The 14,784-nt window shown below is 64.9% G+C and carries 11 protein-coding genes; 8 read left to right on the top strand and 3 right to left on the bottom strand.

Going from position 1 to position 14,784, the window contains the following annotated elements; genetic code table 11:
• Positions 1 to 218 precede the first annotated feature (218 nt).
• Together MTX21_RS24195 and MTX21_RS24200 are read left to right on the top strand one after the other, a co-directional pair.
• Positions 219 to 1,373 carry an iron-containing alcohol dehydrogenase gene (locus MTX21_RS24195; RefSeq protein ID WP_280967183.1) on the top strand — a complete coding sequence of 385 codons (1,155 nt, stop codon included), beginning with the start codon at positions 219 to 221 and terminating at the stop codon, positions 1,371 to 1,373.
• Positions 1,374 to 1,390: 17 nt separating this feature from the next.
• Positions 1,391 to 2,941 (top strand): AMP-binding protein, encoded by a 1,551-nt coding sequence (locus MTX21_RS24200; protein ID WP_280967184.1) that lies wholly within the window; start codon positions 1,391 to 1,393, stop codon positions 2,939 to 2,941.
• Between the two features lie 238 nt (positions 2,942 to 3,179).
• Here MTX21_RS24200 and MTX21_RS24205 read toward each other — a convergent pair whose 3' ends face one another.
• Positions 3,180 to 3,956 (bottom strand): SDR family oxidoreductase, encoded by a 777-nt coding sequence (locus tag MTX21_RS24205; RefSeq protein WP_280967185.1) that lies wholly within the window; start codon positions 3,954 to 3,956, stop codon positions 3,180 to 3,182.
• Positions 3,957 to 4,036: 80 nt separating this feature from the next.
• Here MTX21_RS24205 and MTX21_RS24210 point away from each other — a divergent pair, with 80 nt between their 5' ends.
• From MTX21_RS24210 to MTX21_RS24235, 6 genes are all read left to right on the top strand, one after another.
• Positions 4,037 to 4,960, top strand: a complete 924-nt coding sequence (locus tag MTX21_RS24210; RefSeq protein ID WP_280967186.1) for a 3-keto-5-aminohexanoate cleavage protein — start codon at positions 4,037 to 4,039, stop codon at positions 4,958 to 4,960.
• A gap of 338 nt (positions 4,961 to 5,298) precedes the next feature.
• A complete protein-coding gene (locus MTX21_RS24215; RefSeq protein ID WP_280967187.1) occupies positions 5,299 to 6,897 on the top strand; it encodes an ABC transporter substrate-binding protein in 1,599 nt (532 codons plus the stop codon).
• Between the two features lie 42 nt (positions 6,898 to 6,939).
• Positions 6,940 to 7,887 carry an ABC transporter permease gene (locus MTX21_RS24220; protein WP_280967188.1) on the top strand — a complete coding sequence of 316 codons (948 nt, stop codon included), beginning with the start codon at positions 6,940 to 6,942 and terminating at the stop codon, positions 7,885 to 7,887.
• Positions 7,888 to 8,081: 194 nt separating this feature from the next.
• Complete coding sequence (locus MTX21_RS24225) at positions 8,082 to 8,975, top strand: ABC transporter permease (protein WP_280967189.1); 894 nt, start codon at positions 8,082 to 8,084, stop codon at positions 8,973 to 8,975.
• A complete protein-coding gene (locus MTX21_RS24230) occupies positions 8,975 to 9,979 on the top strand; it encodes an ABC transporter ATP-binding protein (protein ID WP_280967190.1) in 1,005 nt (334 codons plus the stop codon). Before MTX21_RS24225 ends, MTX21_RS24230 begins: the two co-directional genes overlap by 1 nt.
• Positions 9,976 to 10,962, top strand: a complete 987-nt coding sequence (locus tag MTX21_RS24235; protein ID WP_280967191.1) for a dipeptide ABC transporter ATP-binding protein — start codon at positions 9,976 to 9,978, stop codon at positions 10,960 to 10,962. The genes MTX21_RS24230 and MTX21_RS24235 overlap by 4 nt, the downstream gene beginning before the upstream one ends.
• Before the next feature lie 147 nt (positions 10,963 to 11,109).
• On the opposite strand, the gene MTX21_RS24240 is transcribed toward MTX21_RS24235, so the two are convergent.
• Complete coding sequence (locus MTX21_RS24240; RefSeq protein ID WP_280967192.1) at positions 11,110 to 13,086, bottom strand: acetyl-CoA carboxylase biotin carboxylase subunit; 1,977 nt, start codon at positions 13,084 to 13,086, stop codon at positions 11,110 to 11,112.
• A complete protein-coding gene (locus tag MTX21_RS24245) occupies positions 13,083 to 14,699 on the bottom strand; it encodes a carboxyl transferase domain-containing protein (protein WP_280967193.1) in 1,617 nt (538 codons plus the stop codon). Before MTX21_RS24245 ends, MTX21_RS24240 begins: the two co-directional genes overlap by 4 nt.
• Positions 14,700 to 14,784: the final 85 nt, after the last annotated feature.

Raw genomic sequence — 14,784 nt, forward strand, 5'->3', positions numbered from 1 at the left:
AGCAGAGCGAGATTGCGTGACGTGGTGGGGTGATCTCTCCGCCCGGACACCGTTCAACGCGGAGAGACCGTCACCCCACCCCGCTCGCGCTTCGCGCGTCGACCCTCCCCCTCCAGGGGAGGGTCAACTCAGCTCCAGCGTCTTCGCACATGACGCAGGCCATTGCGTCGGCTAGATTGTGCACACAAAAACAAGACGAATTGTCCGGGAGGACAGCCGTGCACCAAGGACGTGTCGTTTTCGGCGCGATCGAGGAGGTCGTGTTCGGCCATCCGGCCGCCGAGGCCATTCTGGCGCAGATGGACCGGTTGGGATCGAACCGCGCCTTCCTGATGGTCTCGGGCACGCTGAACCGGCAGACCGACGAGATCGCGAAGATCAAAGAGACACTGGGCGCGCGTTGCGCCGGCGTGTTCGATGCCATGCCGGCCCACACGCCGCGCGAGGCGGTGATCGCGGCCGCCAATGCAGCACGGGACGCCAGGGCGGATCTGATCGTCACCGTCGGCGGCGGCTCGATCACCGACGGCGCCAAGGCGGTGCAGCTCTGCCTTGCCAACGACATCGACGATATCGACGGCATCGAGCGCATCCGTGTGCACAAGGGCGTTGCACCGGAGATGAATGCACCCTTGGTGCGACAGGTCAGCGTACCGACCACGATCGCCGGCGGCGAGTTCAGTTCGATCGCAGGCGTGACCGACCGTAGCACGCATGTGAAGCAGATGCTGCGCCACCCGCTGATGGTGCCGCGCGCGACTATCCTCGATCCCGCCATCACCGTGCACACACCGGAATGGCTGTTCCTATCGACCGGCATCCGCGCCGTCGATCATTGCGTCGAGGCGATTTGCTCGCGCGAGACGCACCCTTATGCCGACGCGCAATCGATGAAAGGCCTTGCCATGCTCGCCGACGCGCTGCCGCGAGTGAAGGCCGATCCCGCCGACCTCGACGCGCGCATGGACGCGCAGCTCGGCACCTGGCTGTCGATGGGCGCGCTTTCGGCCGGCGTGCCGATGGGCGCCAGCCACGGCATCGGCTACGTGCTCGGCGCCGCCTTCGACGTGCCGCACGGTTACACCTCCTGCGTCATGCTGCCGGCGGTGATGCGCTGGAATGCGACTGCCAATGCCGAGCGCCAGCAGGTCGTCGCAGCCGCGATGGGCTTCCCCGGCCAGGATGCCGCCAACGTGCTCGACGCCTTCATCCGCTCGCTCGGCATGCCGCGCAGCCTCACGGAAGTGCGCGTATCGCCGGAGCATTTCGACGCCATCGCCGCGCAGGCGATGCGCACGCCCTGGGTGCCGCGCAACCCGCGCAGGATCGATGGCCCTGCGCAGGTACGCGAAATCCTGCTTCTCGCCGCATAATCCAAGCCGGAGGATCGATGTACACAGGTACGCATGCCCGCCTACGCCCGCTCCAGCCCGCTTTCATCATGGCCGGCACCGGCGAGACGGTGACGTATCGCGAGTTGGAGGCGCGCAGCAACCGCCTCGCGCATCTGTTCCGCAAGCAGGGCTTGAAGCGACTCGACCACTACTCGATCTTCATGGAGAACAATTCGCGCTATCTCGAAGCCTGCGGTGCAGGCGAGCGTTCCGGGCTCTACTATACCTGCATCAACTCCTTCCTTACGCCGGGCGAGCTCGCCTACCTGCTCGTCAACAGCCAGTCCAAGATCCTGATCACGTCGGTGGCGAAGCTGGACATCGCCCGCGAGGCGATTCAGGCCTGTCCCGACGTCAAGCTCTGCATCGTCGCCGACGGCCCAGGCGAGAGCGATCGCATCGTCGGGCTGGCCGAGATAACCGCCGATCTGCCGGGCACACCGGTCGCGGACGAGTGGCTCGGCACGGCGATGCTTTATTCGTCGGGCACGACGGGACGGCCGAAGGGCATCTTGCGGCCGCTGCCGCAGGAGCCGCCCAAGCACAACCTGCCGCTGTTCGATTTCCTGACGAAGCTTTGGCACTACCGCGAAGGCATGGTCTATTTGTCGCCGGCGCCGCTCTATCACTCGGCGCCGCAGGCCGCGGTCAACCTCACGATCCGCATGGGCGGCACCGTGATCATCATGGAGAGTTTTGACCCCGAGCGGTATCTCCAACTCGTCGAGAAATGGGGCATCACCCACACTCAGCTCGTGCCGACGATGTTCTCGCGCATGCTGAAGCTGCCGGAGGAGGCGCGCGGCCGCTACGACCTGTCCTCGCTCGAGATTGCGATCCATGCCGCCGCGCCCTGCCCGGCACTGGTCAAGGACGACATCATCAAATGGTGGGGGCCGATCATCCACGAATATTACGGCGCGACCGAAGGTCTTGGCTTCACCGCCTGCAATACCGAGGAATGGCTCGCGCATCGCGGCAGCGTCGGCAAGGTGCTGCTCGGTGACCTCCACATCCTCGACGAGAACATGAAGGAATGTCCGACCGGCACCGCTGGCACCGTGTGGTTCAAGACGGGATCGCCGTTCGAATACTTCAACGACCCCGAGAAGACGAAAGAGGCGCGCTCGCCCGACGGCAGCATGAGCACGGTCGGCGACGTCGGCTACGTCGATGCGGACCGCTTCCTCTATCTCACCGACCGCGCCACCTTCATGATCATCTCGGGCGGCGTGAACATCTACCCGCAGGAATGCGAGAACCTGCTGATCACCCACCCGAAAGTCGCCGATGCCGCGGTGTTCGGCGTGCCCAATACCGATCTCGGCGAAGAAGTGAAGGCCGTGGTACAGCCGATGCCGGGCGTGGTGCCGGGGCCAGCACTCGCCGAAGAACTAATCGCCTTCTGCGGCCAGTCGCTATCGCGGCAGAAGGTGCCGCGCTCGGTCGATTTCGAGAAGGAACTGCCGCGGCTGCCGACCGGCAAGCTTTACAAGCGGCTGCTGCGGGACCGGTATTGGGGCAACAAGGCGTCAAGGATTGTGTGACTCTTCGCCTCTGCCCGCTTGCGGGGAGAGGCCGGAATTCAAGCGAAGCTTGAATTCCGGGTGAGGGGGCGCTTCCGCGAGTCCAACTGCCACCGCCCCCGCGGAGACTCCCCCTCACCCCAACCCTCTCCCCGCAAGCGGGGCGAGGGAGCACTGCGCCGATGCGGCTACAGTGTCGTCCCGGATCTGCGCTCCGCTTCCCTACGCTTGTCCGGGACGACGAACTTGCTGACGCAGCCTACCCCAACATCTGCGTGTCACCACATATCGAGATCGCCTGGCCGGAAATGGTGCGGCCGCGCGGGCTGCACATGAACAGGATCTGGTCGGCGATCTGCTCCGGCGTGACGTAATCCTTGATAGATGTATAGGAGAACGCGATACGCTCCATTTCGGTGTAGGAGATGCCGCGCTGCTGCGCCTTGGCCTCTAGCACGCGGCGCTGGCGGTCGCCGGCGACGAGGCCCGGCAGGATGGCGTTGACGCGGATCTTGTCGGGGCCGAGCTCGATCGCCAGCGACTTGGTCAGGCCGATCACGCCCCACTTCGACGCCGCGTAGGGCGTACGCATGGCGAAGCCGACCTTCCCCGCCGCGGAAGAAATATTGACGATCGAGGCATTCTTGCTCTCGCGCAGCAGCGGCACGGCAAGCCGCGTGCAGTTGAACTGGCCGGTAAGGCAGACCTCGACGCAGCGGTCCCAGTCTTCCGGATTCATCTCCTCGATCTTCGCCGTCGGGCCGGCGATGCCGGCATTGTTGACGAGCACGTCGAGGCCGCCGAGCGCGCGGACCGCCGCGTCGAACATCGTCTTCACCGCGGTGCGGTCGGACACGTCGCATTGCGAGTGCGTCAGTGCGGGATCGCTTTTGGCAAGGGCGGCGAGCGCCATCTCGTCGACATCGCAAACATGCACCTTTGCGCCCTCGCCGGCGAAACGGCGGGCGATTGCAAGCCCTATGCCGCCCGCACCCGCGGTCACCAATACGCGCAAACCTTTGATGTCGAGATCCATGATGGCTCCAGTCGGTCCGAAATGCTAAGCGTGACCTTAGATCACAGCCCGCTTCGAGTTAAAACCGGGAGTTAAAGTCCATGGCCCGCAAAGTCATCATCACCTGTGCCGTCACCGGCGCGATCCACACGCCGTCGATGTCGCCAGCGCTGCCCGTGACGCCGCAGGAGATTGCGGATGCGGCCGTAGAGGCCGCGGAAGCGGGCGCTGCGATCGTGCATCTGCATGCGCGCAACCCCGAAACCGGCCAGCCGGATCAGTCGCCGGAGGCCTTTGCGCCATTCCTGAAGATCATCAAGCAACGTTCCAACGCGGTGATCAACCTCACCACCGGCGGCTCGCCGACCATGACGGTGGACGAGCGCGTGCGCCCCGCAGCGGTCTACAAGCCGGAGGTCGCCTCGCTGAACATGGGCTCGATGAATTTCGGCTTCTTCGGCATGCTCAACCGCTTCAAGACCTTCAAGCATGAGTGGGAGCGTAAGCATGTCGAGAACAAGGACATCGTGTTCCGCAACACCTTCCAGGACATCGAATTCGTGTTGAAGACGCTGTCGGAGACCGGAACGCGCTTCGAGTTCGAGTGCTACGACACCGCGCATCTCTACAATCTGCAATACTTCCTTGATCAAGGCCTGGTGAAGCCACCACTGTTCGTCCAGACCGTGTTCGGCCTTCAGGGCGGCATCGGCCCGCACCCGGAAGATGTGCTGCACATGAAGCGCACGGCAGAGCGGCTGTTCGGCGACAAGTTCGTCTGGTCGGTGCTGGGGGCCGGGCGACATCAATTGCCGATCGCGGCGATGGCGGCGGCCATGGGCGGCAATATCCGCGTCGGCCTGGAGGACTCGCTGTGGGCCGCGCCGGGCCGGATGGCGTCCTCGAACGCCGAGCAGGTGCGGCTCGCCCGCAAGATCATCGAAGGCCTCGGCCTCGAAGTCGCGACCTCGGATGAGGCGCGCGAGCTGCTGCACCTGAAGGGCGGGGACACGCTGCAGGTGTAGGCTCGAGACGCTCGCAACGACGAGCGGTGTCTAAGCGAGATATCTCACCAACGTCGTCCTGGCGAAAGCCAGGACCCATACCGCGGAATCCATCTGCGGAGCGTACGGTGCAAGTCCCAAACGACCAGTCTTCGCCAAACTATTCCCTGGGGTAATGGGTCCTGGCTTTCGCCAGGACGACATGGGGAACCTCTCACATTATGCGGGAGCGCCGTGCGACCTTACGTCATCCGAATTACCAAGGCCGCAGAGGGCCTTCGCCGGTTGCCTCCCTCCGCCCGCGTCGCTATCGTCACGATCAACAGGCCGCAAAAGGCCGGTGTCCAGGGAGGATGAGCATGCGGAGCGTGTGGGCGCTCGCCGCAATGGCGGCGCTATCTGTGCTGACGACCTCAACCACAACGCTCGCCGGCGAGCCCAAACAGGGCGGCATTTTGCGGATGTATCACCGCGACAGCCCCGGCAACGCCTCGATCCACGAGGGCGCGACCTATTCGCTCAACGTTCCCTTCATGCCGGTCTTCAACAACCTCGTCATCTACAAGCAGGACGTGGCGCAGAACAGCATGGACACCATCGTCCCGGAACTCGCGGAGAGCTGGGCGTGGGTGAACGACAACAAAACGCTGACCTTCAAGCTTCGCCAGGGCGTGAAATGGCATGACGGCAAGCCGTTCACCTCGGCGGATGTCAAATGCACCTTCGACATGCTGATGGGCAAGTCGCAGCAGAAGTTCCGGCAGAACCCGCGCAAGGCCTGGTACAACGAGGTCAACGACGTCACGACCAACGGCGATCTCGAGGTCTCCTTCAACCTGAAGCGGCCGCAGCCCTCGCTGCTGGCGCTGCTCGCCTCCGGCTATACGCCGGTCTATCCCTGCCACGTCTCGCCCGCCGAGATGCGCACGCATCCGATCGGCACCGGCCCGTTCAAATTCGTCGAGTTCAAGGCCAATGAATCGATCAAGCTGACCCGCAACCCCGACTATTGGCGCAAGGGTCGGCCCTATCTCGACGGCATCGAGTTCACGATCATTCCGAACCGCTCGACCGCAATCCTCGCCTTCGTCGCCGGCAAGTTCGACATGACCTTCCCGACCGAGGTTTCGATCCCGCTGCTGAAGGACGTCAAGTCACAGGACCCGACGGCGGTGTGCGTCGTCGAGCCCAACAACGTCTCGACCAACATCATCGTCAATTCGACCGCACCGCCGTTCGACAATGCCGATGTCCGCCGGGCGATGGCGCTGGCGCTCGACCGCAAGGCTTTCGTCGACATCCTCTTCGAAGGCCAGGCCGACATCGGCGGCACCATGGAACCGGCTCCCGCGGGACTCTGGGCGATGCCGAAGGACATGCTGCAGAGCATCCCGGGTTATGGTCCGGATGTAAAAGCCAACCGCGAGGAGGCGAAGAAGCTGATGCAAAAAGCCGGCTACGGACCGGACAAGCATCTCGCGGTCAAGGTCTCGACCCGCAACATCCCCGTGTACCGCGACCCCGCGGTGATCCTGATCGATCAGCTCAAGAGCATTTACATCGACGGCGAGCTCGACGTCGTCGAGACGGCGAACTGGTTCCCGAAAGTCGCGCGCAAGGACTATATGCTCGGTCTCAATCTGACCGGCAATGCCGTCGACGATCCCGATCAGTCCTTCTACGAGAACTATTCCTGCGGCTCCGAGCGCAACTACACCAATTACTGCAACAAGGAGATCGAGAAACTGTTCGACGTGCAGTCGCAGGAGACCGACATCAACAAGCGCAAAAAGCTGGTGTGGGAGATCGACAAGAAGCTCCAGGAGGACGTTGCCCGGCCCATCATCTTCCACGCGCGCACCGGCACGTGCTGGAAGCCCTATGTCAAGGGCGTGACGGTCATGTCGAACAGCTCCTATAATGGCTACCGCTACGAGGACGTGTGGATGGACAAGTAGCGCAGGCGGCGGGCGGCTGACGAGCTCGGCAGGAGGCGGAAGATGTTTGCCTATCTGGTACGACGCCTGTTCCTGATGCTCGTGACCCTGTTCGGGATATCGATCGTCATCTTCTTCCTGCTGCGCATCGTGCCCGGCAACATCGTCGACATCCTGTTTGCTGCCGCCGGCTATGTCGACCCCGCCGACAAGGCCAATCTGGAGAAGGAGCTCGGCATCGACCAGCCGCTGGTGGTGCAATATCTGCACTGGATCGGCGGCTTCCTGCGCGGCGACTTCGGCTACTCCTATGTCTCCGAGAAACCGGCGCTGCAGGAGATCCTGCCGCGGATCCCGATCACGGCGCGGCTCGCCGGGCTTGCGCTGCTGTTCTCCGCCTCGATCGGCATTCCACTCGGCGTCATCAGCGCGGTGAAGCAGGGAACCAAGCTCGACTACGGCTTACGCGTGGTCAGCCTCAGCGGCTTGTCACTGCCCTCGTTCTGGCTCGGCCTGCTCATCCTGACCGCGTCGGTGGCCATGTTCGGCCAGATGCCGATCTTCAATCCCAATCCGCAGACCTGGCTGGAAGCGTTCGCGACCTACGCGGTGCCGGCCGCCGCAGTCGGCTTCCGCAGCGCCGCGCTGACCATGCGCATCACCCGCTCCTCGATGCTGGAGGTGCTGCGGCAGGACTATATCCGCACCGCCCGCGCCAAGGGCGCATCCGACGCCGCGGTGAACTATCACCACGCCCTGAAGAACGCGATTCTGCCCGTCATCACCGTGATCGGCATCGAGGCGGCCTTCCTGATCGGCGGCCTCATCGTCACCGAGACCGTGTTCAACATCCCCGGCGTCGCGCGCTTCCTGGTCGAGGCGATCCGCTGGCGCGACTATCCGATCGTGCAGAATCTCGTGATGTTCATCGCGGTCGTCGTGGTGTTCGCGAATTTCACCGTCGACATGCTCTACGCCGTGTTCGACCCGCGCATCCGGTTTACGGATTGATCGTATGATCCTCACTCGCACAGCGCATGCACGTTCCTTCACCTCTCCCCGCTTGCGGGGAGAGGTCGAATTCGCGCGCAGCTCGAATTCGGGTGAGGGGGACTCTCCGCGAGTCCAGCTCTCACCACCCCTGCGGAGAGCCCCCCTCACCCCAACCCTCTCCCCGCAAGCGGGGAGAGGGAGAAGGTAGGCATATGGCCACGATCGACTATGATCTCGAACTGAGGCGCGCTGGCGCCCATGCGACCGGCGGCTGGCGGCGGGTGCTGTTCCTGGCGCAGCGCCATGTGCTGGGCGCAGCGGGGCTCATCATCATGACGGTATTCGTGTTCACGGCCGTCTTTGCCGACTTCATCGCGCGCTATGATCCGCTGACGGTCGATGCCGCGCGTGCGCTGGCCCGCCCCAGCGCCGCGCACTGGATGGGTACGGATTCCTTCGGCCGCGACGTGTTCAGCCGTATCATCCACGGCGCGCGGATATCGCTCGCGGTCGGCCTCGGCTCGACGGCGCTCGGTGGCACCATCGGCGTGATCGTGGGATTGACCTCGGGCTACCTCTCCGGCTGGTTCGACCTCGTATTCCAGCGCGTCTCCGACATCCTGCAGGCACTGCCGCTGCTGGTGCTGGCCCTGGTGATGACGGCCGCGCTCGGTCCGTCCTTGCCGAACGTCATCATCGCGATCGCCATTCCGCTGATCCCGACCGTCGCCCGCGTGATCCGCGCCAATACGCTGGCGCTGCGCGAGCAGCCGTTCGTCGAGGCCGCCAAATCGATCGGCATGAGCGAGATGCAGATCGCGGTCCGCCACGTGCTGCCGAACACGCTGGCGCCGTTGATCGTGCTTGCCACCGCGCAGCTCGGCTCGACCATTCTCACCGAAGCCTCGCTCTCCTTCCTCGGCCTCGGCATTCCCGAGCCCTATCCGTCCTGGGGCCGCATGCTGTCGGAATCGGCCGCCGAATACGTCCGCACCGCGCCGTGGCTGGTGATCTTTCCGGGCATCGCGATCAGCCTTGCCGTGTTCGGCACCAATCTGTTCGGTGACGCCCTGCGCGACATTCTGGATCCGAGGCAGCGCGGCTGATGACGAAAAAATCCGATATCGTGCTCGATGTGAAGAACCTGAAAACGGTGTTCTTCACGAATTCCGGCCTGTTCAAGGCCGTGGACGACGTCTCGTTTACCGTCAGGCGCGGCGAGACGCTGGCGATCGTCGGCGAGTCCGGGTGTGGCAAGAGCGTCACCGCGCTGTCGCTGATGCGGCTCGTGCCCGATCCGCCGGGCCGTATCGTCGGTGGCTCTGTGACGCTCGAAGGCACCGATCTCCTGGCGCTGGATGATGCGGCCATGCGCGCGATCCGGGGAAATCGCATCTCGATGATCTTCCAGGAGCCGATGACCTCGCTCAATCCGGTGATGCGGATCGGCGACCAGATCATCGAAGCGGTGCGGCTGCACCGGAACATGCCGGCCAAAGAGGCCCAAGACCTCGCGATCGAAATGCTGCGCCTGGTGCGCATCCCGGAGCCGGCGCGGCGCGCACGGGAGTATCCGCACCAGCTTTCGGGCGGCATGCGCCAGCGGGCGATGATCGCGATGGCGCTTGCCTGCCGGCCGGCGCTGCTGATCGCCGACGAGCCGACCACCGCGCTCGACGTCACCATCCAGGCGCAGATCCTGGCCTTGATCCTCGACTTGCAGAAGGAGCTCGGCACCGGCCTCGTGCTCATCACGCACGATCTCGGCGTCGTCGCGCAGACGGCGCAACGGGTCATCGTGATGTATGCGGGGAAAAAGGTGGAGGAGGCGACCGTCGAGGCGCTGTTCGCCGCACCCAAGCATCCCTATACGCGCGGGCTGATGGCCTCGATCCCGGCGGTGCCGGCGTCTGGCGTCGCGACGCAGGCCCGGCTCAACGAAATTCCCGGCACCGTGCCCTCGCTGGTGCGCCTGCCGGCAGGCTGCGCTTTCGCGCCGCGCTGCAAGCTCGCGATCAAGCGCTGCGAGGAATATCCGCCGCTCCTGGATCAGGGCGGCGGCCATCTCGCCGCCTGCTGGCGCGCGGCTGAAGTCGCGGAGGTCGCATGACCGAAGCGCTGCTCGAGGTCACTGACCTGAAGAAGCACTACCCGGTGCGCGCGGGCGTGCTGCGCCGGCAGGTCGGCACCGTGCATGCGGTCGACGGCGTGTCGTTCGCGCTCGGTGTCGGCGAGACGCTCGGCCTCGTCGGCGAATCCGGCTGCGGCAAGTCTACGGTCGCGCGCAGCGTGCTGCGGCTGGTCGAGCCGACCTCGGGCCGGATCCGCCTTGAGGGCGAGGACATCACCCATCTCTCCAAGACCGATCTCAGGCCGCATCGCCGTTCGATGCAGATCGTGTTCCAGGACCCGTTCGCCTCGCTCAACCCGCGCATGACCGCGGGCGACATCGTCGGTGAGCCGCTGGCCGTGCATGGGCTGGCCAGCGGCAAGGCGCTGGAGACGCGCGTCGCAAAGTTGTTCGAGCAGGTGGGCCTGCGGCCCGACCAGATGCGCAACTTCCCGCATCAGTTTTCCGGCGGCCAGCGACAGCGCATCTGCATCGCGCGCGCGCTCGCGCTTGAGCCGCGGCTGATCGTCTGCGACGAGCCGGTCTCCGCGCTCGACGTCTCGATCCAGGCGCAGGTGATCAACCTGCTGATCGACCTGCAGCGGCAGCACGGTTTCTCCTACCTCTTCATCGCGCATGACCTGGCGGTGGTCGCCCATATCAGCCACCGTGTCGCGGTGATGTATCTCGGCCGCATCGTCGAGATCGCCGACAAGGACGAGCTGTTCCGCAATCCGCGCCATCCCTACACGCAGGCCCTGCTCGCCTCGGTGCCGATCGCGAACCCGCATGCCAAGAAGATCGCGCCGCTGGTCGAGGGCGACGTACCGAGTCCAGTCAATCCGCCGTCCGGCTGCGCGTTTCACACGCGCTGCCGGTTTGCGATGGAGCGATGCAGGACGGAGCGGCCGGCGCTGCTACAGGCGGGTGAAGGGCACAGGGTGGCGTGTCTGCTGAATGAGGGGACGGGGCGGGGGCAATAGAATTGTAGGGTGGGTTAGCGAAGCGTAACCCACCGCTTTTCTCATCGCGGATACATAAAGTGGTGGGTTACGCTTTCCGCCTTCGCTTGTGGAAGCTTCGGCGCACGTAGTTGGCTAACCCACCCTACGATTGCGGTGTTTGCGGCGCTAACCCGCCTCGATCTCCACCACGATCTTCCCCGTGGTGACCTGCTCGCCCTCGGTGACATCGATCGCGGAGACCACACCGTCGATGCCGGCCTTGTGGACGTGCTCCATCTTCATCGCCTCCAGCGTCATCACCGGCTGGCCGGCGGTGACGCGGTCGCCGGGCTTGACCAGCACGGCGACGACGCGGCCGTTCATCGCGGCGCGGACCTTGCCGTCACCGCCGTTTGCTGCGGCGGCTTTCGGCGCAGCAAGGGTCAGATCCGTTACCGCAAGCGGGATGCCGCGATGCCCAAGGTAGAGCCGGTCGCCATCGCGCAGGAATTTTGCATTGTCCATCACACCGTCGTGGCGGAAGCGAACGGCGTCGGACTCGAGCTGATCGATCTCGAACCTGTCTTGTCGGCCATCGCCCGCCACCGTATAGCTGCCGTCGCGCTCGCGCGTGACTTCGAGCTCGTGGACGCGACCGGCAATCTCGATCCTGACCGGCAACGGAAACGTTGCTGCGAGACTCCGCCCGCCGCGCCATGATGGCGCATGCGGATCGGTGACGTAGAGCAGGAGGCCGGCGAGCGCTGCCTCAAACGCGCTGGCCTTGCCGGGCGCCAGCAATTCGTCGCGATGCGCTCCGATGAACGCTGTTGTCGCCTCGCCCCTGGCAAAGCCGGGATGGCGCAAGCAGGACATCAGGAAGGCCTGGTTGGTAGTCACGCCGAAGGCCGTGAGCTGCTCCAGGCCGCAGATCAGGCGGCTGCGCGCCTCTTCACGCGTCGCACCATGGGCGATGACCTTGGCGATCATGGAATCGTAAAAGGGCGGAATCTCCGAGCCCGACTGCAGCGCGTGTTCGACCCGGATGCCTTCCGGCACCTGCCAGCGCGCCATGCGGCCGGACTGCGGCATGAAGTCGTGCGCGGCATCCTCCGAGCACAGCCGTACCTCAATGGCGTGGCCGGAGAACCTGACGTCCTGCTGCTTCACCGGCAGCGGCTCGCCGCGCGCGATGCGCAACTGCAGCTCGACGAGATCGAGCCCGGTGATCGCCTCGGTCACGGGATGCTCGACCTGGAGGCGCGTATTCATCTCCATGAAGTAGAATTCGCCGTTCTCATCGAGCAGGAATTCAAGCGTGCCGGCGCCTTCGTAGCGCAGCGCCTTCACGGCGGCGACGGCCACCTCGCCCATTTTCGCGCGCAGCTCGGGCGTGACGGCAGGCGACGGCGCCTCCTCGATCAGCTTCTGGTGCCGCCGCTGCACCGAGCAGTCACGCTCGCCGAGGTGAATGGCGTTGCCGTGCGCATCGCCTAACACCTGGATCTCGATGTGGCGCGGGTTCTGGATGGCGCGTTCAAGGATCACTGTAGGATCGCCAAATGCAGCTTTCGCCTCCGACCGCGCGCTGCGCAGCGCGCCGGGAAACGATGCGGCGTCGGCCACGAGCCGCATGCCACGTCCGCCGCCACCAGCGACCGCCTTGATCATCACGGGAAAGCCGATCCTCCCGGCTTCCCCGAGCATCACCTCGTCGTCCTGCTCCGCTCCCTGATAGCCGGGCACGATGGGCACACCGGCCCTCTTCATGAGTTCCTTGGCGCCGGCCTTGTTGCCCATCGCCTCGATCGCCTGCGACGACGGGCCGATAAAGACGAGACCGGCCTCCTTGCAGGCTTGTGCGAACTCCTCGTTCTCGGCAAGAAATCCATAACCGGGATGCACGGCGTCCGCGCCGCTCGCGTTCGCCGCGGCAATGATCGCTGATATGTTGAGATAGGATTGCGCCGGCAAGGCTTCGCCGATGCGCACGGCCTGGTCTGCCTGCCGCACGTGCAGAGCATCGCGGTCCGCGTCCGAATAGACTGCAACGACACCGAGGCCCAGCCGCCGAGCGCTTCGCATCACCCGCAACGCGATCTCGCCGCGGTTCGCGACTAGGACCTTGAAGAACGGCCGCTGCTGCGCTGATCCGTTCCTCATGGCCGGGCCACCGAGAATTGCATGCGCTGGGGGTTCCGTGCATCGCCCTCGCGGCAGATCGCGAGCACCTCGGACAGGACCGCCCGCGTGTCGCGCGGGTCGATCACGCCGTCGTCGAGCACGCGGGCGCTGGTCGAGAACACGTCCATCTGGCCGTCGAAGACGCCGACGATCTGCGCCTTCATGGCCTCCAGCTTGTCCTTCTCGATCGGTTTGCCGCGCCGTGCGGCCGCGGCCTCGGTCACGATCGCCATGGTCTCGGCGGCCTGCTCGCCGCCCATCACCGCGGTCTTGGCGTTCGGCCAGGAGAAGCAGAAGCGCGGATGAAAGCCGCGGCCGCACATGCCGTAATTGCCGGCGCCGAAGGAGGCGCCGCAATAGATGGTGATCTGCGGCACCGTCGCCGATGTCACCGCCTGGATCATTTTCGAGCCATGCTTGATCATGCCTGCTTCTTCATAGGCTTTTCCGACCATGTAGCCCGTGGTGTTGTTGAGATAGAGCAGCGGCGTGCGGGTCTGGCAGCAGGCCTGGATGAAATGAGTCGCCTTGTTGGCGCCGGCGGGATCGAGCGGGCCGTTGTTGGTGATGATGCCGATCGCCTGACCCTCGATGCGGGCATGGCCGCAGACGGTGGCCGGACCGTAGTTCGGCGCCATCTCGGTGAAGTCGGAATCGTCAATGATGCGTGCGATCACCTGCTTCATATCCACGGGACGCTTGTGATCCATCGGCATGATGCCAAGCAGCTCGTCCTGGTCGTAGCGCGGCGGCTTGAACTGCGCAGCCACCCTGCCCGGCCGCTCCCATTGCATAGCCGCCATGATCTCGCGCGCGATACGCAGCGCGTCGCGATCGTCCTCGGCGAGATAGTCGCCGAGCCCGGAGATCTGCGTGTGCATCTCGGCGCCGCCGAGCTCCTCCTCGGTCGCAATCTCGCCGGTCGCGGCCTTCAGCAGCGGCGGCCCGGCGAGGAAGGCCCGGGTGCGACCCCGGACCATGACGATGTAGTCGGACAGACCGGTCTGGTAGGCGCCGCCGGCAGTCGATGAGCCGTGCGTCACGGTGACGACCGGCAGGCCCGCCGCCGAGAGCCGCGCGAGGTTGCGAAAGATGTTGCCGCCGCGGACGAAATCCTCGACACGGTAGCGCAGGAGGTTGGCACCGGCGCTTTCGACGAGCTGAACGTAAGGCAGCTTGTTTTCAAGCGCGAGCTCCTGCACCCGCAGAGTCTTGTCGAGGCCATAGGGCTGGAGCGCGCCGGCATCGATGCCGGCGTCATTGGCGCTGACCATGCAGCGGATGCCCGAGACGAAACCGATGCCGGCAATCACGCCGCCGCCGGGCACGCTCTTGTTCGCATCCGGCACATCGAACATGTAGCCCGCGAGCGTCGAGAGCTCGAGGAAAGGCGCGCCGGGGTCAAGCACCAGCGCGACCCGCTCGCGCGGCAGGAGCTGGCCGCGCTTGTGGAAGCGGTCCTTTGCGGCGGCTGATGTGGCGCGCGTGCGCTCTTCCAGCGCGCGCATGCGGTCGATCAGCGCCAGCATGCCGTCGCGGTTGGCATGATAGGCGGCGCCGCCGGGGGAGATGGTGTTTTCGAGAATGGACATAACTCTATCCTATTGCGAGGAGCGAAGCGACGAAGCAATCCAGGCTGTTTCCGCGGAGAGATTCTGGATTGCGTCGCTTCGCTCG

Source organism: Bradyrhizobium sp. ISRA430, assembly GCF_029909975.1.
Classification (GTDB): domain Bacteria; phylum Pseudomonadota; class Alphaproteobacteria; order Rhizobiales; family Xanthobacteraceae; genus Bradyrhizobium.